Genomic DNA, 24120 nt, shown 5'->3' on the forward strand with positions numbered 1-24120 from the left:
ACCATTACCATTACCATTACCATTACCATTACCATTACCATTACCATTACCATTACCATTACCATTACCATTACCATTGCCATTGCCATTGCCATTGCCATTACCATTACCATTACCATTGCCATTACCATTGCCATTGCCATTACCATTACCATTGCCATTGCCATTGCCATTGCCGTTACCATTACCATTGCCATTGCCATTGCCATTGCCATTGCCATTGCCATTGCCGTTACCATTACCATTGCCATTACCATTACCATTACCATTACCATTACCATTACCATTGCCATTGCCATTGCCATTGCCATTACCACTGCCATTGTCATTACCTGGCTTTTCAACTAACACATCAAATGTTAGTGTGTGGTTACCATACGTTACCGTAATCGTCGTAGTACCTTGACCTTTTCCTTTTACAACGCCTGCATTGACAGTAGCTATTTTAGTATTCGCTACTTCATAGGTTGCAAGCTTGGTAACATCTTTTTCTGTTGTTTGACCATTAACAGTAGTTACTTCAGTAATCTTCACGGTAACTTCTTTACCGATTCTTGTTTCAACCTGTGCTTGGTCAATTTCTAGTGTTACTTTTGGTTCAACAACAGGTGCTTTAACTGTAACATTTACCGAAACAGTATTTTTACCGTATGAACTAGTAATGGTAGTCGTACCTTCACCTACTGCAGTAACTAATCCATTTACTACTGTTGCAACATTTTCATCTCCAACAGCATACGTAGCTTTTGATGTTACGTCTTCCTCTGTTGCATCACCTTCTGCAGGTGTTGATGTTTCTGTTACCTTAAGCTGTGCAGTTTCCCCAGCTGTTAGGTCTAGCTCAGTTGGATTTACAGAAAGTGTTACTACTGGTTCAACTATTTCTTTTTCATATATTTTTGCTTCCCCAACATTCCCGGCAGCATCCGTAATTACTACAGATACAGCATTAGTTTCCGCTGTTACTGGGAATGTGAAGCTACCATCTTGATTTAATTCAAAAGCAACAGGTGCTTTTACTTGGCCATTTACCGTCGAAATATAGGAAGCTTTTAATTTATCATTTAAATTGTAATGTAAATCATATAAAGCTAATTCTTCATTGTAGTCGATATATTTATCTGTTACTTGTCCTGTAGCGACGCCATCGGCTACTGAACCCGTAATTTCTGGTTTAGTCGTTTTCACAATAATTGGTCCAACATAGTCGGAAACCGTACCTGATGCTGCAAGACCTGTAAAGTCAATTGTATAGAGACCATCTGGAATCGTTGTGGCAGGTTCTGTTCCCCATGGTTTGTACTGCCCACCAATATTCAGTGTGTAAGAGCCTTTACCTAGCGCTGTACCTGCATGGAGATAACCAATGTAGCCGTCTCCGTATTCGCCACCTTCAGGATTCATAATATCCCACAGCTCGATATAGTTAGTTGTTACATCTCCAGTTAATGTGAATGAAAGGACTGCTGAATCTTTCACGCCATCTCCGTTAAAGGATAGGTCTGTTTCTGTAATCTTGTAATCTTTAATTTCCGTTACTGCCTCGCCACCAAGGTCAGCTGCGAACGGTAATGAAATTTCTGTTTCTCCTCCATTGATATAAATATAGCCTAGTATTTCAGAGCCGTTTGGTGCTGTAGCTTGTGAAGCATTTAATGTAATATTTAACACTTGCTCCCCGTTTAAATTAAATGTCGTCTGATCGACTGTAACCGTTGCATCACCAAATGTTTTGGTCACATCAACTGAAACGCTATAATTACCACCGTTTCCTTTCATGTCTTTTACTAGAACTTGTTTCGTTACAGAAATATCCTGGTCCTTCAGTGATTGTGGACCGAAAGTAACTGTACCTTTCAAGTTTTCAGTAATGGCACCCGTTCCATCTAAAATTGCGGTATCAAGTGCATAAGCAAGAATTTCTGGGTGCGCTGCAGCGTACGGATTTACACGCCCCGCACCTTGAGAAAACACATCGTATGTTGTTTTATCTAAAACCTTGGCCGTATTAGAAAGCGCCACTTTTACATCAAACGCATTCCAATTAGGATTGGCTTGTTTAACTAATGCCACAATACCTGCAATATGCGGTGTGGCCATAGAAGTTCCTGTTTTACGGCCATAAGCCTCTGCATAATCCACATCAGGGAAATCTTTTTTATACATTGGAATTGTTGACATAATATTTGTTCCAGGTGCACTTACATCTGGTTTAATATCAAAGTTTGGAGTAGATGGCCCACGTGAACTTGAAGAGTTTACATCATCCCCCAGTGTCTTTGTGGAAGCAAATTTACTGAAGCTTATTTTGCCCGTTCCGCCTGCTAATGCAGCGCGCATGGCATTGCCATCCGTTTGAGACATATCAAATGTTGGTAGATATTCGAATGCATCACCAAGGAATGTGCCTGAAATATCTGGTGCATTTGATCCACCTGCAAAGTTATGAATAATGGTTGCGACAGCTCCATTTGCCTTTGCATTCGCAATCTTATCAACGAAGGCGATACTGCCACGAGAAATCAATGCCACTTTACCGTCTACATCAATTCCTTCAAAGTCTTTTACTTCTCCATTTCCTGGAACAGCAACTACATCAAATTCTCCTTGAAGCTGTGTAGCTACATTTTTTCCGAAAGTAGTTCCCATTAATGGAAGCTGTTTCGTTAAATTGTAGTTGCCAATTGTCACTTTCACTTCCCCGTTGTACATGATTTCAGGATTTGTTGTGTTACCAACAGCAATTCCTAGACGAGCGGTTGCAGGCGTCCCCATTGTTCCACGATTCGGACCAGAGTTCCCTGTTGCAACTACTCCGATTGTTCCAGCTATCATCGCATTATTTATAGCAAATGAACCAGCATCCGTTTCAGTGTTAGCCCCCCCGCCAAGTGAAAGGTTGATAATGTCCATTTTTTCAATGACAGCTGTTTCAATTGCTTTAACAATACCTGAGGTAGCGCCACTTCCATATGCCCCAAGAACACGGTAAGCATAAAGGTCTACTTTTGGAGCGATCCCTTTAATGCCGTATTCGTTAGCGCCGATTGCCGCAATTGTTCCAGCAACATGTGTACCGTGAGATGTATAGAACGCGCTTCCTTTTTCATTAAATTCAGGTGTCCCAGCTGGACGCTCTGAAGGCGATGTTTCCGAGGCATCATTATCAGCCCGAGGCTTCGTGTAAGTCGAAGAGTTTGGAATAAAGTTCTTTCCGCCTTTATAAATTCCAGCGAATTCAGGGTGATCTGTATCAATACCCGTATCTAATACAGCTACTTTTATTCCTTGTCCTTCAAGCCCTTCCTTCCAAAGCTCTTCGATGCCAAGAAAAGAATTACTTGTATTCATTTGAGCTTCTAATTGATCTTCCTTTATAAGTTCTGATGATTTCGTCGAATCATCTTCTGATGCGTGAACAATGACATCAGGTTCTATTAATGTAATTCCTTCTACTGTAAGCAGTTTCGGGAGATCGTTTGCTTTCACAGTTGCCGCAAAACCGTTTAAAACAGTATCAAATGTGTATCCTTGAGTCATTTGAACCTTTTTAGTAGCTAACTCTTTTTTTACTTGTGCTTGCTGTACTTTTACATTGGAGCGAACTACTTTTGCTTGGGCATTAGAGAATTTTTGGCCTTTGATTTCGCTTATACCTTGCTCTAGTGCAACAGGCTTTTCAGATAAATGAACAATGACTGCAACCTGTTGATTGCCTGATACATCTTGCAAGCTTTCGTGGAGAGTTGGACCATCTTTAGACAAGCTTAGCTGTTCAGCAATAGCCGCCTTTAGTTGGATAATACTTTCACTTTGACTATCCTGCTTGAATGGTTTCGATTCTTCAGCACTAGCACTCGACAATGGAACCAATAAAGAGAGCACCATAACGAAAACTAGAATACTACTAAAAAACTTCATAAACTTAAAATTTTTCAAATCTCATTTCCTCCCCTACCTTTTATTGTCACACTTTTCAGTTTAGTGTGATATTTCCAATTTATCACAATGGAACTAATTCGAGTATCGGAATATTTAAATATTCTGAAATATTGATAATTAGTATCATTTTATGAAAGATAGATTAAATCTATCTTCCTAGTAATGGAATAAAAAAGTAGAACTTTCAAATGAGAAATACCTATCCAAATTTTCTCAATTAATCCTATCGAAACAGATGAAGTAGGTATAGATGGCTGTAGTAGCTTATAAAAAACGAGGGAGGCCAATAGGAGGAGTGATTGGGGGGATTATTTAATAGCTTAAAAATAAAAATAACTGGCGACTTTTTTACAAATCGCCAGCTAAAAGTATGTGGTAAACTATCTCATCAGTAAATGTCATTTGATTTTTTATGCAGATTGTTTTTGGTCTAAGTGATGACTAAAAAATGTTAGTAGGCTTGCACAGATCGCAACGAGCCCACCGACCCATGTTACATTCATTAAATTCCCTTGATGATAAACAATTCCGCCTAATGCAGATCCAAAGGCAATACCTACGTTACTCGCAACGGGCATAAGTGAAGCGGCTAATCCTTTAGCACTAGGTTGGTAAATTTCAGCGAGATCAATTAAATATAGCTGAGTTGATGTTGTTAACAGGATGGCCATTAACGACATTAATCCAATGTTGACTAGCCCTAAAATCAAATGATTGGTGGTCCAAAATAAACAAATTAGCACAATTGCCTGCACGAGAAAAACAAAACGAAGGCGACCGATAGCATTGTGATTGGCAATTTTACCCGCTAGAATATTACTGAAAATCGAAATAAACCCATATCCAAAAAGGATAAGACTAATAGAATTATTTGGAGCGCCCATTCCGTTCAAAATAGGAACAAGGTACGTAAAGACCGCATAAGTTGCACCAAATCCTAGAGCAGGAATGAAAAAGGCCATTAAAATACGTGGCTTGATTATGAGAGAAAACTGATCCCGTATGGAGCTACGTACTTGACTAAGCCCTTTTGGCAAGACGAAGAAGGATGCCCAAAACGCAACCCCTCCTAGTAAAGTGGTTAACATGAAAGTGGCATTCCAACCAAACGAGTTAGAAATTACAATACCAATTGGTACCCCCACGACATTTGCCAGTGTGAATCCGCCGAAAACAAATGAAATGGCAAGTCCACGTTTGTTACTCGGCATGGTTTCACTTGCCACAATCATAGCTAGCGAAATTAAAACACCTGTTACAACAGCAGTCATAATACGAAGTAGCAGCAGCATAATGTAGTTCGTAGAAATGATACACAAAGCATTGAAGACGATGAAAGCTCCTATCAAAAACAACATCCATTTACGCTTTGGAAAGTGACTTGTTGCGGACATCACGAGTGGTGTAGCAACAGCAAATGTAAGGGCAAATGCAGAAACGAGTGTGCCTGCTTTTGCATTTGTCATTTCTAGACTTGAAGAAATATCAGTTAAGATTCCGACTATGACAAACTCACTTGTCCCCAACACGAATGTTAATGAAGTAAGTGTGAAAATAAGTAACCAATGTCTCTTGGATAATTGAGTGTGGTGCATAAATACCTCTTTCTTAGATGAAAATAAATGTGTCACAGAGTAGATAAACAACCTAAACATCATATCATAAAATATTTTTACAAGAAAAATCTTTCTAGATTGCATGGGATTATTGGATTCCCACTATCGATATGGCTACTAATTCTAATAGCTACATCAACTATAGTTAAACATCATTCCGGCTTCCTTACATTTTTTCTTAAAGGAGGAATTTACTAAGTTTGGTCGAAATTTAACATGAAGAAAGCTTGTTCAAACTGCCGTACTAACTACCTTTAAAAAAGGAAAGGGAAGATTCCTGATGATTCAATTCCAAAACCATACTATTACAGTTTTTCAAAGTGCATTATATATGACAACCTCGGCAATCATTCAAACGAATGAAGCAATCATTATGACAGATCCTAATTGGTTGCCTAGCGAAATTCAAGAAATTCAAGATTTTATAAATAACATTCAGGGTGACAAACAACTTTATATTATTTATACCCATAGTGATTTTGACCATATAATTGGTTCAGGAGCGTTTCCAGAGGCCAAGGTAATTGCCTCTAAACGATTTGATGACAATTCGAATAAAGCAGAAAGCATTCAGAAAGTTCATCAATTTGATCAGAAATATTATTTACATAGGAGTTATTCGCCTGTATATCCTACAGTTGATATTGTCGTTTCAGAGGATGGATATACAGTAGAGTTAGATTCGATTACGATGACCTTTTATCAAGCCCCTGGCCATACAGATGATGGTTTATTTACAGTGATAGAGCCATACGGGTTATTTCTTTCGGGCGATTACTTATCCGATGTTGAATTTCCGTTCATCTTTAGCAGCTATAAGGATTATATGAATACGATGAATAAGGCTGAAAAGATTTTACATAATCATGCCATCACAACCCATATTCCTGGTCACGGAACGACGACCCAAAATCAACAAGAAATTCAAAAAAGAATCGATCGCTCAAAGTATTACCTAACTCAGCTTCCGCAAGATAAAGGGGAGTTAGAGAATTATTTAAGGAGCGAGTATTCATTTTTTGAGGGAATGAAAAGCATTCATACTGACAATAAAGAGATGATCTATAAAGAAAGCTCAGAAGAGAATTTGTAGTCTTCTAGAATGCATCGACATGTATGACAAAGCAACCAAAAAGGAGATTGGCTTGCAGTAGCCAGTCTCCTTTATTATGAAAGCTTACTTGGTTAATTCGTTTCCAGTAAACGCTCTAAGTAGTTCACGTACCTCATCGGTAGAACTTGCATTTATTAATTGAATGCGTAATTGATTAGCTCCCTTGAAGCCACGTACATATATTTTAAAGAAACGTTGTAATGCTTTAAATGAACGAGTTTCAAATTCCTTAGAATACTGATCATGAAGATGAAGGTGAAGAGATAGCAAGCTCAGGTATTCCTCTGCACTATGCTCCTTCGGCTCTTGCTCAAAGGCATATGGGTTTGAAAACACGCCTCTCCCAATCATTACTCCATCGATACCGTATTGCTCAGCTAATTTTAAACCTGTTACTCGGTCAGGAATATCTCCGTTGATCGTTAGCAATGTATCAGGAGCAATTTTATCCCGTAGTTTTTTTATATCTGCAATTAATTCCCAATGTGCCGGGACCTTACTCATTTCTTCTCGTGTACGTAGATGAATAGAAAGGTTAGCGATGTTTTGTTTTAAAATATGAGCGAGCCACTCACGCCACTCTGCTACATCTGTAAAGCCAAGTCTTGTTTTTACACTAACAGGTAAACCACCAGCTTTAGCGGCTTGGATAATCTCTGATGCTAGTTCAGGATGAAGAATTAAGCCGGCTCCTTTACCACGTTCAGCTACATTATCGACTGGGCAACCCATATTAATATCGATCCCTTTAAAGCCCAGCTCTTTCATGCCGATACTCATTTGACGGAAATGTTCAGGGTTGTCTCCCCAAATATGGGCAACAATCGGCTGTTCATCTTCTGTGAAAGCTAACCGGTTACGCACGCTATCCATACCGTCTGGATGACAATAGCTTGTCGTATTGGTGAATTCCGTGAAAAATACGTCGGGACGACCTGCCTCACTAATGACATGACGAAATACAACATCTGTCACATCCTCCATAGGTGCTAAAATGAAAAATGGCCGTGGTAAATCCAGCCAGAAATTATTTTGATTCATTGATGAATATCCTCTCTTTCCAAAATACTACCTTGCAAAAAGATAACATATTTCGTTTATTTCTTCACAACTAATTGACTTAGGCACCTATAAGAGTGTTCGAAGTTGTTCCTCTTTACATTAAGGGGGAATGATAAGAGGTCTTCACAGCATTTTTATGGTTAATCTAAAGGAGGGATACCATTAGTATTTCTTAGAAATATTGACATTTATTTTTCAGACTACTAAGCTTAATTGGAAATAGACAGGGAGGGGGGATTGCCAGTGGAATTTGTTACATTAAAATGTCCTAATTGTAATGGAAACATTAAATTTAAAGAGGGGCATTCATTCAAATGTCCATTTTGTGATACTGAAATAATGTTAAAAGAAAATAAAGTCTACTATGTAGATCAAACGATTAATAATTATTATGGTACAACTGCTCCTCAAACAGCCACACGTCCAAAATCGAATTTAAAAGTATTACTTCTTATTCCGTTTGTCTTTCTATGTGTATTTTTTGGATATTTGGTGTTAAGCAACCATCAAAAAGAAGACGAAAATTATGAAGAGACAGCTGTACGAACAATACCAGAAAGCGAGGTTTTACTACTCTTTTTAAAAGACGTTTTTGAAAAGGGGGATGTAATGCCAAGTGAAGATGAGGTTGCTAGCATCCGTTATTTGGCTGCCTATTTTTCTGAGGATCAATGGCATTTTGATTACAGTCTGGATGATCCGTTTACAAATAAGGAAGCAGAAATTGTGACCTATACGATGAAGGATAAGTTATTAAACACACAAAAAATTGAACAAAAGGACTTCGAAGCATTTACGGGATTGACTGTATTGAAGCTGATGAATGATTATGAAATATCGCAAAGTGAAAAAGTAAACTTTCGACATTTGAAAAACTTGAAAAGCTATACAGGAAGCTTTAATGAATCTTTTAGTAAAATTGCGGAATACTTTAGCGATAAATCTACGGTTTCAGAACTCTCTATCCAAATTCGAAGTAATAATGAGCTTGCTTTATTATTAGAGTTTCCCAATCTCCAATCACTAGAAATATCTTATTTGACGGAAGAGGTCACAGATTTTCAGCTGCTAAATAAATTGCCGCTAAAATCACTGTCTTTAAAATTTACCAATGATTTTAAATGGCTATCTACTTTAACAAATTTAGAATCTTTAACGATCGATAATAGTGATGCGACAGATTTTAGCTCTTTTTATTCATTGAATCAATTACAGGAATTGAAGCTTACTTCGGTAAGAAATTTAAAAACTCTTGATTTCATACAAAACATGCCTAATCTCCAATCACTTGACCTTGAAAATATGAACATTGCTAATTTAGAAAAATTAAGAGATAAGTCGTCTTTAACAAAGCTACGCTTATCTTCTCCAGGTCAGTTAGAATTACTTGATATGGTGAACAGCCTTACGTCACTCACGGAGTTAACGCTAACAGGTTACTATGGCGACGCTTCACCGATAGTAGCGCCCCATTTGAAAAAGGCGGAAATAACAGGCTCTTTTATACCGAAGCTAGAGGCACCTCGTTTAACAGATTTGATTGTGGATATAAGTGGAGGGGATTCGACATTAAATGGTGCGCACTTACGGAAATACCCAAAGCTCGAACAACTTACAGCGAAGGAGTATGGCATTTTTACAGAGATTAGTTCTTTAAATGATCTACCTAATTTGCAAACACTACATTTTGACGAGACGGTTTTTGAAGAGGGAACGAGCGAGCTATTCAATCTAAAACATGTAAAAACATTAAAATGTTCTAAATGTAATTTTCACTTTACTAATGAGCATCCTTTAACGAACAATGTGCTGTTGCATTTAACTTTAAATGATATATCGATACGAGTAGGGAATGGTGATTGGGTGCATGAGGTTGATAAGGTGATGCCTTTCTTTGCTGGGTTTTCAGCTCTACGTTCATTTACTTTACAAGATAGTTCATTACAATCGTTAAGTTTTTTGGACAATTGGCAACAAATTGAGGTGCTTCACTTGGAAAACAACGCTATTTCAAATATAGAGCCTTTAGTAAATCTACCGAATTTGAAAAAGCTTTATATTTTAGGAAATCCGGTACAAAATCAATCTGCTTTAAACAAGGAAATTATAGTTTATTAAGGTTATGCGTAATTTAAACATTAGAAATGTGGATTTTTAGGTTATTACAATATGAGAGGCGATAGAATAGCTTTATGGGAGGCCAAAAGATGAAGAAGGCAGAAATGATGGATCAGCATTTGGATACGTATGAAGAAAAGATTAGTAGTACGGAGATTTGGCATGCTGTAGATTTAATTTATAAAATTAACTTAGATGAGGCTCCTATTGTCAATAAAGAGATGGAAGGGATGCCTTCATTATCAGGAAGGGAGGCCATAGATTCCTTTCTACAACAATATGAGGGAACTATAACAGGGGCAAAGGCTCGACATATTCTAAATGAAATGTTTGGTGTTAATTTGGATGCCATTTCCTCACTAGAGGGGGCAAGGCTGTCTTTATATTCAAAGGGTCAATGGATTGTTCAACATGAAAAGGATTTATTTGTCGTACATACAGGAGCAGGAGATATAGATGTGAAGGTCTATCCTACAAATTATTTCTTAGAGCAAACTGGGCTTAAACAATTACCAACTAATTTACAGCATGAGCTAGCAATTATCGGATATTACTTCGATGATACAATGGGTAGCTATTATTATTCAAATCCAACGGGTGAAGCTGTTTCAGATGCTTTTAAAGGAAAAACAATAGGTGCGATACTTGGGGTCATTCAACAATCATTTGCGCAGTTATAAATTAAAAAGGTCATATAGAGGGGTTATTCATCCCATCTATATGACCTTTCATGATGAGTAATAAAATTTACTTTCCAAAAGAGGATAAAAATTTAACGCGATCTCCCATAGGAGGTGTATTATTGTCCGTTAACACTACTTCCAATACAGCTGGACCATTTAAATTCATCAAGTTATGAAGCATATCATGGTTAAGATCTTGCAGCTCTGTTACTTGGAAGCTTGGTATATCCATCGCTGAAGCCATAGCACTAATATTAATTGGATGTTGTTCAAAGGATGGATGCGTACGTTTAAACTGTAAAGCATGTCCATGGTAGACCATCCCTAAACGAGCATTATTCATGACAATAAATAAAATGGGTAGATTATATTCTTTTGCTGTTAAAATCTCCATCCCATGCATGAAAAAGCAACCATCTCCTGTAATACATGCAACAGGACGTTCAGGTTCAGCTAACTTTGAACCAATGGCAGATCCAATTCCACTTCCCATAGCTCCAAAATGGACATTTATATTAAATGTATCATAATCTACTACTTTCATATGATGAATAACATAGGACATAAATTCACCAATATCAATAGCGTATCTTGTAGAGGCAGGTAAATATTTTTGAATAGTTAACAATACATTTTTCGTGTTATATTCCCCTGTGTCTGCTTCATAAATCTCTTTATTTTCTGTAATCTCAAACGAAGTTCTTGCTAGACCTTTAGCTCTTAGTTCTTCAATAAGCAATAATAAGCTACTATGGATGTCACCTAGCACGGGTAGATCGATTTCATATTTACGGTTGAACACGGATTGATCAAAGTCCAGCTGTATGGAAAAACGATTTTTCGTAAGATTTAAGTTGTAGTTATTCGTGGCTGTCTCACCTAAACTTGAACCGACAATGAATAAAACTTGCCCATCGCCATCAGCTATTAATTGTGAGGCAGCCTCGTGGCCAGCAAAGCCGAACACACCAACTAGGAGAGGGTGATCCTCTGGAATATACCCTTTAGCTTGTGGTGTTGTGATAATTGGCCAATTTAAAATTTCTGCTAACTCTAATAGTTGTTCAACAGAGTTTCTTACCCCTTGTCCTACCAAAATATAGCCACTTCTTCTTGCTAATAGCTCTTCAGCTACACGTTTAATGGTATCTAATTCAGGAACAATAGCTGTTCCTTTTGGTGGAGCTGGTATTTCTACGTTTGGAACGGTTTCATGTTGAACATCTATTGGTATAGCGATATGTACAGGACCTGGCACGCCAGATAGAGCAATTTCTGATGCTTTTACTATTTCCGTTAGTAAATCCTTCGATTCTTTCACCGTTACGCTATATTTGGTAACTGGTCGGAAGATAGGTTCAGCATCTAACTCTTGAGAGGCATTTAAACCGATCGTGTTAACAGGGACAGCACCGGTTAAAAATAAAACCGGTAAATGCTCCCGCATAGCATTTGCGGCACCTGTTACTAGGTTTGTTCCACCAGGTCCACTACAACCAATACAAACACTTAGATGATTGGTGTATTTTGCGTAAGCCGCAGCCATATAGGATGCAGCTCCCTCATGTTTTGTGACAATAGGTGTTAATTCACTCATATCATTGAGTTCATCAAAAAATGCATTGACGGAGCCTGCTGGAATACCAAAAATATATTGCACACCACTATTTTTTAAATACTCTAAGACTGTGCGAGCTGCTTTCATCATCATTTCTCCTTTGCATATTCATTTAATAGGCTAACAGAAATATTTTTTCATAATTTCTCCAGCTTTCATAGGCTTACTGAAAAAATATCCTTGCATAAAATGACAATTTTGTGCCAATAAATAGTCTGCTTGCTCCTTTGTTTCGACTCCTTCAGCAATAACCTCCAGTTTCAAATTTTGAGCTAGGGTAATGATTGTATTAGTAATAGCCGCTGCATCATCCGTTAGCATTTCTTGTACAAAGGACTTATCAATTTTTAATGTGGAAATCGGCAAATTCTTTAAATAGCCTAAAGATGAGTAACCAGTACCGAAATCATCAATAGCTAAATTGACCCCGAGGCCCTTCAATTGTGTCATCGTCTTTAATGTTACCTCTGTATTTTTTACAATTAGATTTTCAGTGAGCTCTAGCTGTAAATATTCAGGAGATAAATCTGTTTCATATAAGACATTTTCAATAATAGAAAATAAATTATTCTGTTCGAACTGATGGACAGATAAATTCACAGACATACTAATTAAAGGATATCCTTGATTATGCCATTCTTTTAATTGCTTACATGCTTCCTTAAGAACCCACTCACCGATTGGAACGATTAACCCTGTTTCTTCAGCAAGTGGAATAAACCTATCGGGCGTTATCATGCCATGTTCTCGATGATTCCACCTTAATAAAGCTTCCACACCCTTAATTTTATTTGTTTTATAATTGATTTGTGGCTGATAGAAGATAATCAATTCATCGCGCTCTAAAGCCTTATATAAATCATTTTCAAGTTTGATACTCTCAAAAGTTCTTGTATCCATTCCTTCACTAAAGAAATGGTAGCTAGTGCCAGGTGTCTCCTTTGATTTATACATGGCAGTGTCGGCATTTTTAATTAATGTTTCTGTAGTATCGCCGTTTTCAGGAAATAAACTGATACCAATACTTGTTTTAATATATATTTCATTGTCTATTAAATTAAAAGGTTGTGAGAAAGAAGCATTGATACAATTAATAACTTTTAAAATGTCATTCTCACACTTAATATTAGGTAAATAGATTGTAAACTCGTCTCCACCTTGCCTTGATACAGTTGCATCTTCTGGGACGCAGGCACTTAATCGCTTGGCAACACTTTGAAGCAATAAATCTCCATAACTATGACCTAGCGAATCATTTACTAACTTGAAACGATCTAAATCCAAGTAAAGCACAGCTAATTTTTCACCATTTACTTTCGCATACTTCAGTCCTTGCGTGAGTCTGTCTATTAAAAGAACTCTATTGGGCAAATCCGTTAAACTATCGAAGTAGGCATGGTATTTAATTTTCTCTTCTAATTGCTTTCTTTGCGTTATATCTTTAAATGTAATAACCTCGCCTACGACCTTATCACCTTCTATTATTAAAGAAGTGACGTATTCAACGGGGAAGTTGGAATGATCTTTTCTGAAAAATACTTCATAGCTGTTAAAATTTGCATTTAAAAAGGGTGAAACAGTCATGTTGTCCTCTGCTTCACAACCACTCATAATAATTTCAACTGATTGTCCAATCAATTCTCTATCCGTTTCATATCCCAGCATGAGCGCACCTGCTGGATTGCAAAATGTAATGTTACGGTCAAGATCCAATCCAAAAATCCCTTCACCTGCCGAGTTGAGAATTAACTCTTTTTCACGGCTAAGCTGTTGTAATTCCGCGACTACTCGTTCAAGCTCTTTATTTTTGTCTCTTACTTCTGATGTTCTCTCCTCAATAATAATCTCTTGTTTTTCCATATATAGCTGATTGGATAAGGCAGATGCAGTAGTATCAACAATGGATTGAGCTAACTGCAATTGAGTCTCAGAATAGAAAAAAGGTTTATTTTCAAGATTAACAATCGAAATTTGTCCTAAAATTTCACCCATTGAAATCAAAGGAAACATCACTAAACCATTTATACCGAAATTACGACAAACTTCATGATTTGGCCTGTCATCCTCAAATACATTTGGAATAAGAATGGCTTTTTTTGTTTTAAAAACTTCCTGCATGACAGGGTCATTACTCTCATCAATTTTTATTTTGTTATGCGTTTTAAGCCAATTTTCTTCGGTCCAATCGCTATCCTTACTCAACTTAGCCGGTTTAATACTTTTTTCTGCTAAAGGATCTAATAAATGAACACCTATATTTTTATTATCTAAAACCTTTTCTAAGTAGAAAAAGCATTTATCAAGGCTCTCCTGTAGCGAAGAGCACATGGATAGGTCGCGTGTAACATCGAGCAGTAACTGCTTTTCATTTATAAGATGCTCTTTATAAGTTAAGTTGTTTGCGTTTTGAATGGCCACCGCAGCCATATTTACATAGGCCTCAACCGTTTGAATTTGTTCCTCTGTTAAGTTCATTGGAATTCCATAATCAAATAAAAAAACAAGTCCAAATAACTCTTGTTCAAACGAAATAGGAAGTACTAGTAAAGATTTAATATGAAATCCTTCAACGGCTCTAGGGTCAGGGCGATTGTCTCTTGAAGTATCAGGAATATAGATTGTTTTCTTTGTTTCAATCACTTCCTTCGCCAGTAAATCTATTTCAGTCTCAATGACATGCATATTCAATGTCCAGCCGTTAATCACTTCTGGTTTCCCTACATATCCTCTGAATGTTCCATCTTCTTGTGGTAAGTAAATTCCCACTGAATCACAGTTGACGATTTCTTCAGATATTGCGATTGTTACCTGCTCCAATACTTCACGTAAATCTAGCTTCATGTTTATCATTTTCGTTATATTGGCCAGTCGAGAATATCTCGTTTGTTCTATAGACATGTAAATGAACCCCCAATTTTTTGTCATTGTCCTGTAGAAAAATTGTTAAATTTTTGCTTTATTCGTATCGAATGTCTTATTATTTTATTTTACAGTAGTAATAATCAGGTAGGTAAAAAAATGTAGAAATTAGTTAAAATTTCTTAAGAGTATTTTTCAGTTTTAGCCATTACCCTTTTTATATAGGACTAGAATCCCTTGAGTAAAATTAAATACATTCTACAGTGGCGATAATGATCTATTAGGTTTTTACTAGGAATGAAAAGTAATTGTTCATCAAAAAAAATGCAATAATCTTGTATGGCACTTTGTAGCATTTTCACAGGAAAATTATGTGCCGGGTCAAAAATGGGCTTGCTCAACTTTAATGGAAGAATATTAAAATATTATTACTATCTATTTGACTGCTATCTATTTAAATAAATCTTCAGCCCTTTCTCCAAAGGTCTAAAGTAAAAATGACAAACATGGAATTATATTCAATATAAAAGAGCTTCCTAATTTTATTCTACAGTGCAATAAAAATTCCTCTCTCTAACCAAGCATTCACCTCTTAAATGATGAAATATTCTGATTTTTACATACTATATATCCAAAACATATTTTAATTTATGGTAATCACCTCGACATGATGGGTGATTGATTGTGGTCAAGCATGGGATAGTTTTATAATGAATAGATGGTAAATAAGAGGAGTTGAAAAGATGTTCACACGTAACAAAGGTTTTTATGTAGTGTTATCGTTGCTAGCAATCATTTTTGTATTGACGGGCTGTGGTACTGCTAAGGACAATAAGAAACCAGAGGGAAGTACAACAACGAAGGAATCAGAAGAAAATTACGCATCAAAGGTGAAAGAAAATCCGATTGTAACAATTACGATGAGCAACGATGAAAAAATTGTCATCGAATTAGAGCCTACTGTAGCACCCAATACTGTTGCGAACTTTATTTCATTGGTGAAGGAAGGATTTTATGATGGTCTTATATTCCATCGCGTCATTCCTGATTTTATGATTCAAGGTGGAGACCCTTCAGGAAATGGGACAGGTGGACCTGACTATTCAATTGATGGCGAGTTTTCCTCAAACGGTTGGGACAATAGCCTGAAACATGAACGTGGTGTTATTTCCATGGCACGCTCGCAAAATCCAAACTCAGCAGGATCACAATTTTTCATTATGGTAAAAGAATCGACGAATCTAGATGGAGACTACGCTGCTTTTGGGAAAGTTCTTGAAGGTATGGAAACGGTAGATGCTATAGTTGCGGCTGAGCGAGATGCTACCGATAAACCATTAGAAGATCAGCAAATGAAAAAAGTAGAGGTGGACACGAAGGGCTTTGATTACCCGGCACCTAAAGTAAATAAGTAGACATTAAAAAGGCTAAATCAATTAGGATTTAGCCTTTTATATTTGTCGATAACCTCGTATATACCCTTATCCTTCAGCTTCCTTTGGTATCGAAATAAGCCATAAAAAATCGTCCTCTATAAGTATTTGAATATCCTCACCATAGTTCATTAGTTGTTCAGCTTTGCGTTGTTTAGTACTGATGCCACGACGTTTGTCTCCAAGGATGACAAAATCCGTTTGTTGTGTGACGGCGCCTTGTAAAAATCCACCACAAGCCTTTACTTGTCTGGCTGCTTCTGAACGAGTCATTGTGACAAGAGCGCCTGTAAACACAATTTGCTTTTGATAAAAGGGGTGGGGAAGGCTTTCGGTTGGATCTGAAAAGATGATGTCTAGGCTGTCTTTATTCGTCATATTGCCCTCCTGAAACTCCTTCGATTTTTTACCTGCTAGTTGTGATAAATACATCCACAAAGTTTTGCATGTATGCTACATTAAAAATAAAAATTTAAAGAGGTACATAGACATGAATTCGCAATTGACCGCTTTTATTACTCTTTGCTGTACATCAGGTGTACTAAATTTGTATTTATGTTTATATGTCTTTCTACAACGTTTTAATTATACAAAAATTGCTCAATTGTTTATTGGTTATACAGCTTTAATAACAGTGTACTGTTTTGCTTCTGCGTTTTGCATAATAGTTACATCACTTGAGGCTATAAAGATTTGGACAACTATTTTATATGTCGGCATGGCAACTTCTGCACCCTTAGGCTTATTGTTTATCATGCAGTATTTGGGCTTTCAATTATCAAAGAAAAAACTCATGGGAATTCTTGTTATTCCTGCTATTAGTATAGTGTTGGTTGCTACGAATGATATCCATCATTTACATTATCGAGTATTTGAAATTGACCCTGTTTTAGGGGCTCCCTATATTCATCAGGAAATTGGTTTATGGTATATCATTCACGGCATCTTCACATTTTCCAGCATGCTGGTAGCATTTTTATTAGTGCTGACCCATTGGAAGGAAACAGCTAAGTCCTATCGACCACAATTAATTGCGTTAATGTGTGGGCAGTTGATTCCCATTATAACAGCATTTGTCTATTTGCTGGGCTTAACACCACAAGGAATTGATCCAGTTCCAATGGTTTTATGGGCTTCCTCCCTGTTATATTTATGGTCCATTCATTCCTCGCGCTTGTTTAGAGTAATGCCGGTCGCTAAAGATGCTATCTTTCATAGTATCAATGATGGCGTTATCGTATTAGATGAAAGTTTTCGATTAATAGAATTTAATCAGGCTTGTAATAAGATGATCCCACCCTTAACGAGATCGATGTTCGGCATGGACTTTGCGAAGGTATGGCTTGAGGTAACGGGGCAGTCAATTCCCTTTACATGGGAGTGCGTGGTGAAGACGCAGGAATTTGAGCTAGATCTTACTAATCGTACATATCAAGTGCGTATTTCAGCACTACAGCATGTGAATCATGGAAGTGGACTATTACTAATTTTCACCGATATGACGGAGGTAAAAAATCTCCAAAAAATGTTGGAAAAACAAGCCTATTATGATGAGCTTACACAAATTTATAATCGCCGTGCATTTTTTCAACAATGCAATCAAGCATACGTTGAGGCGAAAGGGACGTCATCCTCATTTACAGTGGTGCTAATGGATATTGATCATTTTAAACATGTCAACGATACGTATGGTCATGCAGTGGGTGATCAAGTACTAGTTCATGTCGTCAAGGCTTGTCAGGATGAATTAAAACATGGTGAACTTTTTGCAAGATATGGCGGTGAAGAATTTGTTCTTGCATTACGAGGATGCACATTAGTAGAGGGAGAGGCTTTAGCAAATAAGCTTTGTCAGAGTATAGAGCTACAACCGCTTAAGACTACAGAGGGAATCATTACGACTACGATTAGCTGTGGGGTAGCTGAAGGGACAAATGGGGAAGAGACCTTATATCAACTCTTGAACAAAGCAGATAAAGCACTGTACTCAGCAAAACAAGCAGGACGTAATCGAGTACATGTGTATAGAGATAATGAAAAAGCTAAAATATACAATCATTGAACAATGATGTATATTTTAGCTTTTTACTTACCAATCTGTGTGAAAAACACCTGCTAAATCAGTTCGCTCATACGTATGAGCACCAAAATAATCGCGCTGTGCCTGTAGCAAGTTAGCATTAGATGAACCAGTTCGATAGCTATCATAATATGTGAGCGATGCACTTAAGCATGGGAATGCATTACCTGCCTGTATACCTTCGCACACAATTTTTCTCAATCCGCTTTGATAATCCTTTGTTTTTTCTGCAAAGTAAGGATCGATTAATAGGTTAGCGAGTGTAGGTTGTTTTTCATAAGCATCGCTTATAACATTTAAAAACTCTGCACGTATAATGCAGCCACTACGGAAAATGAGCGCAATATCCTTTAATGGTAAGTTCCAATTATAGAGCTCTGAAGTCATTTTATATTGCGTAAAGCCTTGTGCATAGGCACAGATTTTCCCCATATAGAGAGCTTGTCGGACATATTCTACCCACATGTCTTTATCGAGATTCGGCTGAGTACTGCTTGGACCTGCTAATACTACTTCTGCACGAACTCGTTCTTCTTTTAATGATGAAATATAGCGAGCAAATAAAGCCTCTGTAATAATCGAAGTTGGAATGCCATTATCGATGGATTGCATACTCGTCCACTTGCCAGTTCCTTTTTGACCAGCTTTATCAAGAATCATATCGATCAGAGGTAAGCCTGTGACATCATCTTTTTTTCGTAAAATTTCAGCTGTAATTTCAATTAAATAGCTTTTTAATTCTCCTTGATTCCATGTTTCAAAGATTTCAGCGATCTCCTCAACAGACAATCCAACATTATTTCTTAAAAATGTATAGGCCTCGGCAATAAGCTGCATATCAGCGTACTCTATACCATTGTGGACCATTTTGACAAAATGGCCTGCACCTTTAGGCCCCATATACGTGCAGCATGAAGTGCCCTTAAATTGCGCTGCTATTTTCGTAAGAATAGGAGCCGCTTTTTCGTAGACCTCACGATTGCCACCAGGCATGATAGAAGGACCTGTCAAAGCTCCAACCTCACCACCCGAAATGCCAATGCCTAAATAGCCGATACCTCTGGCCATCAGTCCATCATGTCTACGTTCAGTATCTTGATAGTGAGAGTTACCGCCGTCCATAATAACATCGCCTGTTTCAAGGAAGGGCACTAAGGAATCAATGACTGAATCAATGGCTTTACCAGCAGTCACCATTAAAAAGATCTTTCTTGGTTTTTCTAATGATTGCACAAAATCTTCTATTTCATAGTAAGGAGTAAGCGCTTGTCCTTCGACCTTTTGTAGAAGTTTGTCCGTTAGATCGCGTGTATAGTTATAAACGGCTACTCGCTCGCCCTTGTTAGCCATGTTTAAGGCGATATTACTGCCCATAACACCTAAACCAATAACGCCTATTGTATTTAACATTTATGCTCGCTCCTTCTTGTCTATTTTTTAAACAAATAAACTAAGTAATAAAATAAATCCTAAACCAGCTACAGATACAATGGTTTCTAGCAACGTCCATGTAGCAAACGTTTCTTTCATACTTAATCCGAAATATTCTTTAAACATCCAAAATCCAGCATCATTAACATGTGAAGCAATTAAGCTTCCCGCACCTGTCGCAAGAACCACCAATGCAAGGTTCACATCATGTTGGCCTAACATAGGGATTACTAGCCCAGCTGTTGTTAAAGCGGCAACAGTAGCTGATCCCAATGAGATACGTAAAATAGCAGCAATGATCCATGCTAATAGAATGGGTGATAAGGTAGTTCCTTGGAATAGTTCAGCTACATAATCACCAACGCCCCCATCGATTAATACTTGTTTGAAGGCACCGCCACCGCCAATAATCAACAGCATCATGCCAATATGCGAGATTGCGGTTGTACATGATTCCATTACTTGCTTAATTGGAATTTTTCTTGCTATACCCATCGTATAAACGGCTACTAATAAGGAAATTAACATGGCAGTACCAGCCTCACCAATGAAGCGGATTCCGGCTAATAAGCTGTTATCTTCGAAGCCTATTGTTTTTTGTAGCAGTGTAATTATAGTAGCGATTGACATTAAAATAACGGGTAACAATGCAGTGAAAACACTGATGCCAAAGCTAGGAGTATCCTCCAACTCAAAGGTTTTTTGCTCTCCTAAAGAGGCAATATTCCCAGTTTTATTGAATGATTCAGGCACTAATCTTTTAGCTACCTTTGTAAATAATGGCCCAGCTATAATCACAGTTGGAATGGCGATAATAAAACCATAAAGCAATACTTCGCCAATGTTTGCCCCATATTCACCTGCAATCACCGTAGGGCCTGGATGTGGGGGTAAAAATCCATGTGTAACCGATAAAGCGGCTGTCATCGGAATACCTAGATACAAAATAGATACCTTCAATTGTCTTGAAATAGCAAAAACAATAGGTATTAATAGTACTAGTCCTACTTCAAAGAAAAGGGCAATTCCGATAATAAAGGATGCCGCTACCACGGCCCACTGAATATTTTTTTCTCCAAATTTGTTCACAAGGGTCATAGCAATGCGCTGTGCGCCCCCTGAATCGGCTATTAATTTACCTAGCATTGCGCCAAGTCCAAATATTAATGCCAAGTGACCTAGTGTACCACCTAATCCTGCTTCAATCGTTTTCACAATACTATCTACAGGTATTCCAAGAACTAAAGCCACACCAAATGAAACAATGATTAAAGAGATAAACGTATTTAATTTAAAGACCATTATTAAAATTAACAGTGCAATAATACCAATACCTACAATAACTAAAGGCATATATTTTCCTCCTTTTTAGTCGGGCTTTATTAAGCTCCTCTGATATTGAGCAATAGATGCATAATCGTCTGCTAATACCCTTGATAAACGAATGAAAATAGGAAGTAGCTGTCTATATTCTTTTGCTGCCTCTTCTAAAGGTGTATGTTTATAAGTGTCACCAATCATATCCGCCACCACTTCAAATGAATCAATTTTGCCGATTGCATATAAGCCTAAAATACAAGCACCAAGGCAGGAGCTTTCATAGCTTTCAGGTACTACTACCTCTGATTCAAAAATATCAGCCATCATTTGTCGCCAAATCTCTGATCGTGAAAAACCACCTGTTGCTTGAATACGTGTAACGGGACTTTCCATACATTCAAGTAAGGCTAGGTATACGGTATATAAATTGTAGATAACCCCTTCAAGAGCAGCTCGTATCATATGCTCTTTTTTATGGGACATGGTTAAACCAAAAAATGAACCACGTACATCTGGATTCCATAAAGGAGCGCGCTCCCCTGATAAATAGGGATGGAAGAGTAAGCCATCAGCACCGGGTCTTACACGCTCGGCAATTTTCGTTAACACGTCGTACGGATCAATGCCTAATCTTTTAGCTGTTTCAATCTCAGAGGAGGCAAACTCATCACGAATCCAACGAAGAACCATACCACCATTGTTTACGGGACCACCAATAACCCAATGGTTTTCTGTTAATGCATAACAAAAAATTCTTCCTTTTACATCTGTTTTGGGTTTATTAATAATCGTACGGATGGCACCACTTGTCCCAATTGTAACGGCAATTTCGCCTTCCTTAATGGCGTTAACTCCTAAATTTGAAAGCACGCCATCACTTGCACCGATCACAAAAGGTGTTTGAGGATCAATGCCGATTTGCTCAGCCAACATTGGGTGACAGTTGTTGAAATATTTAGTTGTTGGTACGAGTGTTGATAATTGTGCACTTGTAATTCCAGCCACCGTTAAGGCCTCTTCATCCCAATCTAAAGTATGAAGATTCATCATCCCCATAGAGGAGGCTAATGAATAATCCACGACATATTCATTGAAGAACTTTTTAAAAATATATTCTTTAATGCCGATATATTTTTTTGCTTTACTAGCTAGTTCAGGGTGTTCCTTTACAAGCCATGTAATTTTACTTAGCGGGGACATGGGATGAATAGGGGTCCCTGTTCTTTTATATATCTCATGCCCATTCCATTCGTCTTTAATTTTATGTGCCCATGCCTCACTACGATTATCCGCCCAAGTAATGACAGGAGTTAACGGTCGGTCATTTTCGTCTATCGCAATTACACTATGCATGGCACTACTAAAGGATACAAATAATAATGGTTTGCCCGAATGGACCTTCATAATATTTGACATTGCTTGCAGCACTGCCTGAAAAATCTCTTCTGGATTTTGCTCCGCTGTTGAAATATCAGGTGTATACAATGGATACCCGATATTTTCTTGTTGAATAACTTCGCCTTGCTCGCTGAATAATACAGCTTTTGTGCTAGTAGTCCCTATATCTACACCTAACATATAGTTAGTCATCCTGTGACTCAACCCCTTTAGATAGCATTTGCTGTGACCTCCATAGGTCTTCCACGGTCCCTTGAACATCGTCAAAATTGTCATGTAAAGATTTAATCATGAGCTTTCGATCTTTAGCTCGGATAGCATCTATATATAGCTCGTGATTGTTCACAATACGAGTGAAATCGTCGTATTTTTCAATAAAGCGCATGCGCATGGATAGTAGGATTAATCCTTCCATTACTGGTTTTAAATTATTCCAGATCATACCGATATAGGAATGTCCAATGGAGCGAATAATAGCTTCATGGAACATAACATCCTGATAAGAAAATTCATCTGCATCATTATATTTTATGGCAACCTTCATCATTTCTAATGTTTTGCTAAGTTCCAGCGCTAGGTTAGTTGTATCCATTTTAATGAGACGCTCAAACACAAATGTCTCAATCAGTAAACGAACATCGTATATTTCTTCTATTTCCTTCTCTGACAAACCAATGACAACAGCGCCCATTTTCTCAAGTCTAATGATGTTCTCAGATGCCAATGTCCTTAATGCTTCACGAATGGGTGAACGACTTACTTCAAAATCGGCTGCTAATTTGTTTTCAGAAAGAATGGTACCGCTTTCAATTAAGCCTGAAATAATACGCATTCTAAGCTCATAAGCTACACGATCGCCAGTTGAAGCCTTAGAAAGCCATTTTTGAGGATATAAATAATCATTAGATTCGCTCATAATATCACCTTTTTTATTTTCAGTATACTTGTATACAAGTATTATAGTCAGAAAGAAAATAAGATTGCAAGCGACATAAAAGGAATAACAAAGAGACGTCGAGGAAAGAGCCTTCACGATAATGCTTTGTAAAAATAAAAAATTTATTGTACATGCTTTCTTTTTACATGGACAAACTTTACAGTGAGAAGTTTCTAAAACGCATGAATGTTGAAAAGCTTCTCAAATAATTAGTGGAGGATGGTTATGTCAAATATGAATACAAATCGTAAAGATGCTAAAGCAAATGAAACGAGAAGTGCAAGCATAACAAACCAACCTCGACAAAAGCTCCAGGAAGAGTTTGGTTCTGAATTTGAACTTGATACATCTTCAGCACAGGTTAATAATTTTGCTGAAATTAAAGGGAAAACAGGTATCAAACAACCAGTCAGTGAGCGTACTGCATGGCACTAGTTTATATTTGACAACTATTCAACACAACGAGAAGAACTAGGGTAGATACCTTAGTTCTTCACTTATAGCCTGGG

The 24120-nt window shown here is 37.5% G+C and carries 16 protein-coding genes; 6 read left to right on the forward strand and 10 right to left on the reverse strand.

Going from position 1 to position 24120, the window contains the following annotated elements; genetic code table 11:
- Both AC07YC_RS15695 and AC07YC_RS15700 read right to left on the reverse strand, forming a co-directional pair.
- Positions 1–3921: S8 family serine peptidase (locus AC07YC_RS15695; RefSeq protein ID WP_494919845.1), on the reverse strand; the 3921-nt coding region annotated here is incomplete at its 3' end.
- A 431-nt stretch (positions 3922–4352) separates the two neighbouring features.
- A complete protein-coding gene (locus AC07YC_RS15700) occupies positions 4353–5537 on the reverse strand; it encodes an MFS transporter (RefSeq protein WP_336636279.1) in 1185 nt (394 codons plus the stop codon).
- 301 nt (positions 5538–5838) lie between these two features.
- Here AC07YC_RS15700 and AC07YC_RS15705 point away from each other — a divergent pair, with 301 nt between their 5' ends.
- Positions 5839–6651: an MBL fold metallo-hydrolase gene (locus tag AC07YC_RS15705; protein WP_336636280.1), complete on the forward strand. Its 813-nt coding sequence runs from the start codon at positions 5839–5841 to the stop codon at positions 6649–6651.
- 84 nt (positions 6652–6735) lie between these two features.
- Here AC07YC_RS15705 and AC07YC_RS15710 read toward each other — a convergent pair whose 3' ends face one another.
- On the reverse strand, positions 6736–7713 hold the full coding sequence (locus AC07YC_RS15710; RefSeq protein ID WP_336636281.1) for a tRNA dihydrouridine synthase: 978 nt from the start codon (positions 7711–7713) through the stop codon (positions 6736–6738).
- 264 nt (positions 7714–7977) lie between these two features.
- Between AC07YC_RS15710 and AC07YC_RS15715 the strand changes: the two genes are divergently transcribed.
- Positions 7978–9852 carry a leucine-rich repeat domain-containing protein gene (locus AC07YC_RS15715; protein ID WP_494919846.1) on the forward strand — a complete coding sequence of 625 codons (1875 nt, stop codon included), beginning with the start codon at positions 7978–7980 and terminating at the stop codon, positions 9850–9852.
- Between the two features lie 89 nt (positions 9853–9941).
- Positions 9942–10532, forward strand: a complete 591-nt coding sequence (locus tag AC07YC_RS15720; protein ID WP_336636283.1) for a hypothetical protein — start codon at positions 9942–9944, stop codon at positions 10530–10532.
- A gap of 67 nt (positions 10533–10599) precedes the next feature.
- On the opposite strand, the gene AC07YC_RS15725 is transcribed toward AC07YC_RS15720, so the two are convergent.
- On the reverse strand, positions 10600–12240 hold the full coding sequence (locus AC07YC_RS15725; protein ID WP_336636361.1) for a thiamine pyrophosphate-binding protein: 1641 nt from the start codon (positions 12238–12240) through the stop codon (positions 10600–10602).
- A 33-nt stretch (positions 12241–12273) separates the two neighbouring features.
- A complete protein-coding gene (locus AC07YC_RS15730; RefSeq protein WP_336636284.1) occupies positions 12274–15051 on the reverse strand; it encodes a bifunctional diguanylate cyclase/phosphodiesterase in 2778 nt (925 codons plus the stop codon).
- Positions 15052–15755: 704 nt separating this feature from the next.
- On the opposite strand from AC07YC_RS15730, the gene AC07YC_RS15735 reads away from it, so the two are divergent.
- A complete protein-coding gene (locus tag AC07YC_RS15735) occupies positions 15756–16427 on the forward strand; it encodes a peptidylprolyl isomerase (RefSeq protein WP_336636285.1) in 672 nt (223 codons plus the stop codon).
- A gap of 66 nt (positions 16428–16493) precedes the next feature.
- Here AC07YC_RS15735 and AC07YC_RS15740 read toward each other — a convergent pair whose 3' ends face one another.
- On the reverse strand, positions 16494–16823 hold the full coding sequence (locus AC07YC_RS15740; protein WP_494919847.1) for a BRCT domain-containing protein: 330 nt from the start codon (positions 16821–16823) through the stop codon (positions 16494–16496).
- Between the two features lie 112 nt (positions 16824–16935).
- Between AC07YC_RS15740 and AC07YC_RS15745 the strand changes: the two genes are divergently transcribed.
- Positions 16936–18507, forward strand: a complete 1572-nt coding sequence (locus AC07YC_RS15745) for a histidine kinase N-terminal 7TM domain-containing diguanylate cyclase (protein WP_494919848.1) — start codon at positions 16936–16938, stop codon at positions 18505–18507.
- Positions 18508–18534: 27 nt separating this feature from the next.
- Here the strand turns inward: AC07YC_RS15745 and gnd are convergent, their stop codons facing one another.
- The 4 genes from gnd to AC07YC_RS15765 are packed head-to-tail and all read right to left on the reverse strand — an operon-like array spanning position 18535 to position 23590.
- The gene (gnd, locus tag AC07YC_RS15750; RefSeq protein WP_336636288.1) at positions 18535–19935 is read right to left on the reverse strand and encodes a decarboxylating NADP(+)-dependent phosphogluconate dehydrogenase; all 1401 of its coding nucleotides are present in this window, start codon (positions 19933–19935) and stop codon (positions 18535–18537) included.
- A 27-nt stretch (positions 19936–19962) separates the two neighbouring features.
- Entirely contained in the window at positions 19963–21309 is a 1347-nt protein-coding gene (locus AC07YC_RS15755) for a GntP family permease (protein WP_336636289.1), read from the reverse strand.
- 15 nt (positions 21310–21324) lie between these two features.
- The gene (gene gntK, locus AC07YC_RS15760) at positions 21325–22866 is read right to left on the reverse strand and encodes a gluconokinase (protein ID WP_494919849.1); all 1542 of its coding nucleotides are present in this window, start codon (positions 22864–22866) and stop codon (positions 21325–21327) included.
- Positions 22859–23590 carry a GntR family transcriptional regulator gene (locus AC07YC_RS15765; protein WP_008177887.1) on the reverse strand — a complete coding sequence of 244 codons (732 nt, stop codon included), beginning with the start codon at positions 23588–23590 and terminating at the stop codon, positions 22859–22861. The genes gntK and AC07YC_RS15765 overlap by 8 nt, the downstream gene beginning before the upstream one ends.
- A gap of 246 nt (positions 23591–23836) precedes the next feature.
- On the opposite strand from AC07YC_RS15765, the gene AC07YC_RS15770 reads away from it, so the two are divergent.
- Entirely contained in the window at positions 23837–24046 is a 210-nt protein-coding gene (locus AC07YC_RS15770) for a hypothetical protein (protein ID WP_336636291.1), read from the forward strand.
- Positions 24047–24120: the final 74 nt, after the last annotated feature.

The organism is Lysinibacillus sp. GW247-5R2A (assembly GCF_059424475.1).

What these genes read in the sequence shown, in the direction of transcription:
- AC07YC_RS15710 (WP_336636281.1), bottom strand. Translation starts at nt 7,713, where the DNA reads ATGAATCAAAATAATTTCTGGCTGGATTTACCACGGCCATTTTTCATT.
- AC07YC_RS15705 (WP_336636280.1), top strand. Translation starts at nt 5,839, where the DNA reads ATGATTCAATTCCAAAACCATACTATTACAGTTTTTCAAAGTGCATTA.
- AC07YC_RS15735 (WP_336636285.1), top strand. Translation starts at nt 15,756, where the DNA reads ATGTTCACACGTAACAAAGGTTTTTATGTAGTGTTATCGTTGCTAGCA.
- gntK (WP_494919849.1), bottom strand. Translation starts at nt 22,866, where the DNA reads ATGACTAACTATATGTTAGGTGTAGATATAGGGACTACTAGCACAAAA.
- gnd (WP_336636288.1), bottom strand. Translation starts at nt 19,935, where the DNA reads ATGTTAAATACAATAGGCGTTATTGGTTTAGGTGTTATGGGCAGTAAT.
- AC07YC_RS15770 (WP_336636291.1), top strand. Translation starts at nt 23,837, where the DNA reads ATGTCAAATATGAATACAAATCGTAAAGATGCTAAAGCAAATGAAACG.
- AC07YC_RS15725 (WP_336636361.1), bottom strand. Translation starts at nt 12,240, where the DNA reads ATGAAAGCAGCTCGCACAGTCTTAGAGTATTTAAAAAATAGTGGTGTG.
- AC07YC_RS15730 (WP_336636284.1), bottom strand. Translation starts at nt 15,051, where the DNA reads ATGTCTATAGAACAAACGAGATATTCTCGACTGGCCAATATAACGAAA.
- AC07YC_RS15700 (WP_336636279.1), bottom strand. Translation starts at nt 5,537, where the DNA reads ATGCACCACACTCAATTATCCAAGAGACATTGGTTACTTATTTTCACA.
- AC07YC_RS15755 (WP_336636289.1), bottom strand. Translation starts at nt 21,309, where the DNA reads ATGCCTTTAGTTATTGTAGGTATTGGTATTATTGCACTGTTAATTTTA.
- AC07YC_RS15765 (WP_008177887.1), bottom strand. Translation starts at nt 23,590, where the DNA reads ATGAGCGAATCTAATGATTATTTATATCCTCAAAAATGGCTTTCTAAG.
- AC07YC_RS15720 (WP_336636283.1), top strand. Translation starts at nt 9,942, where the DNA reads ATGAAGAAGGCAGAAATGATGGATCAGCATTTGGATACGTATGAAGAA.
- AC07YC_RS15740 (WP_494919847.1), bottom strand. Translation starts at nt 16,823, where the DNA reads ATGACGAATAAAGACAGCCTAGACATCATCTTTTCAGATCCAACCGAA.
- AC07YC_RS15745 (WP_494919848.1), top strand. Translation starts at nt 16,936, where the DNA reads ATGAATTCGCAATTGACCGCTTTTATTACTCTTTGCTGTACATCAGGT.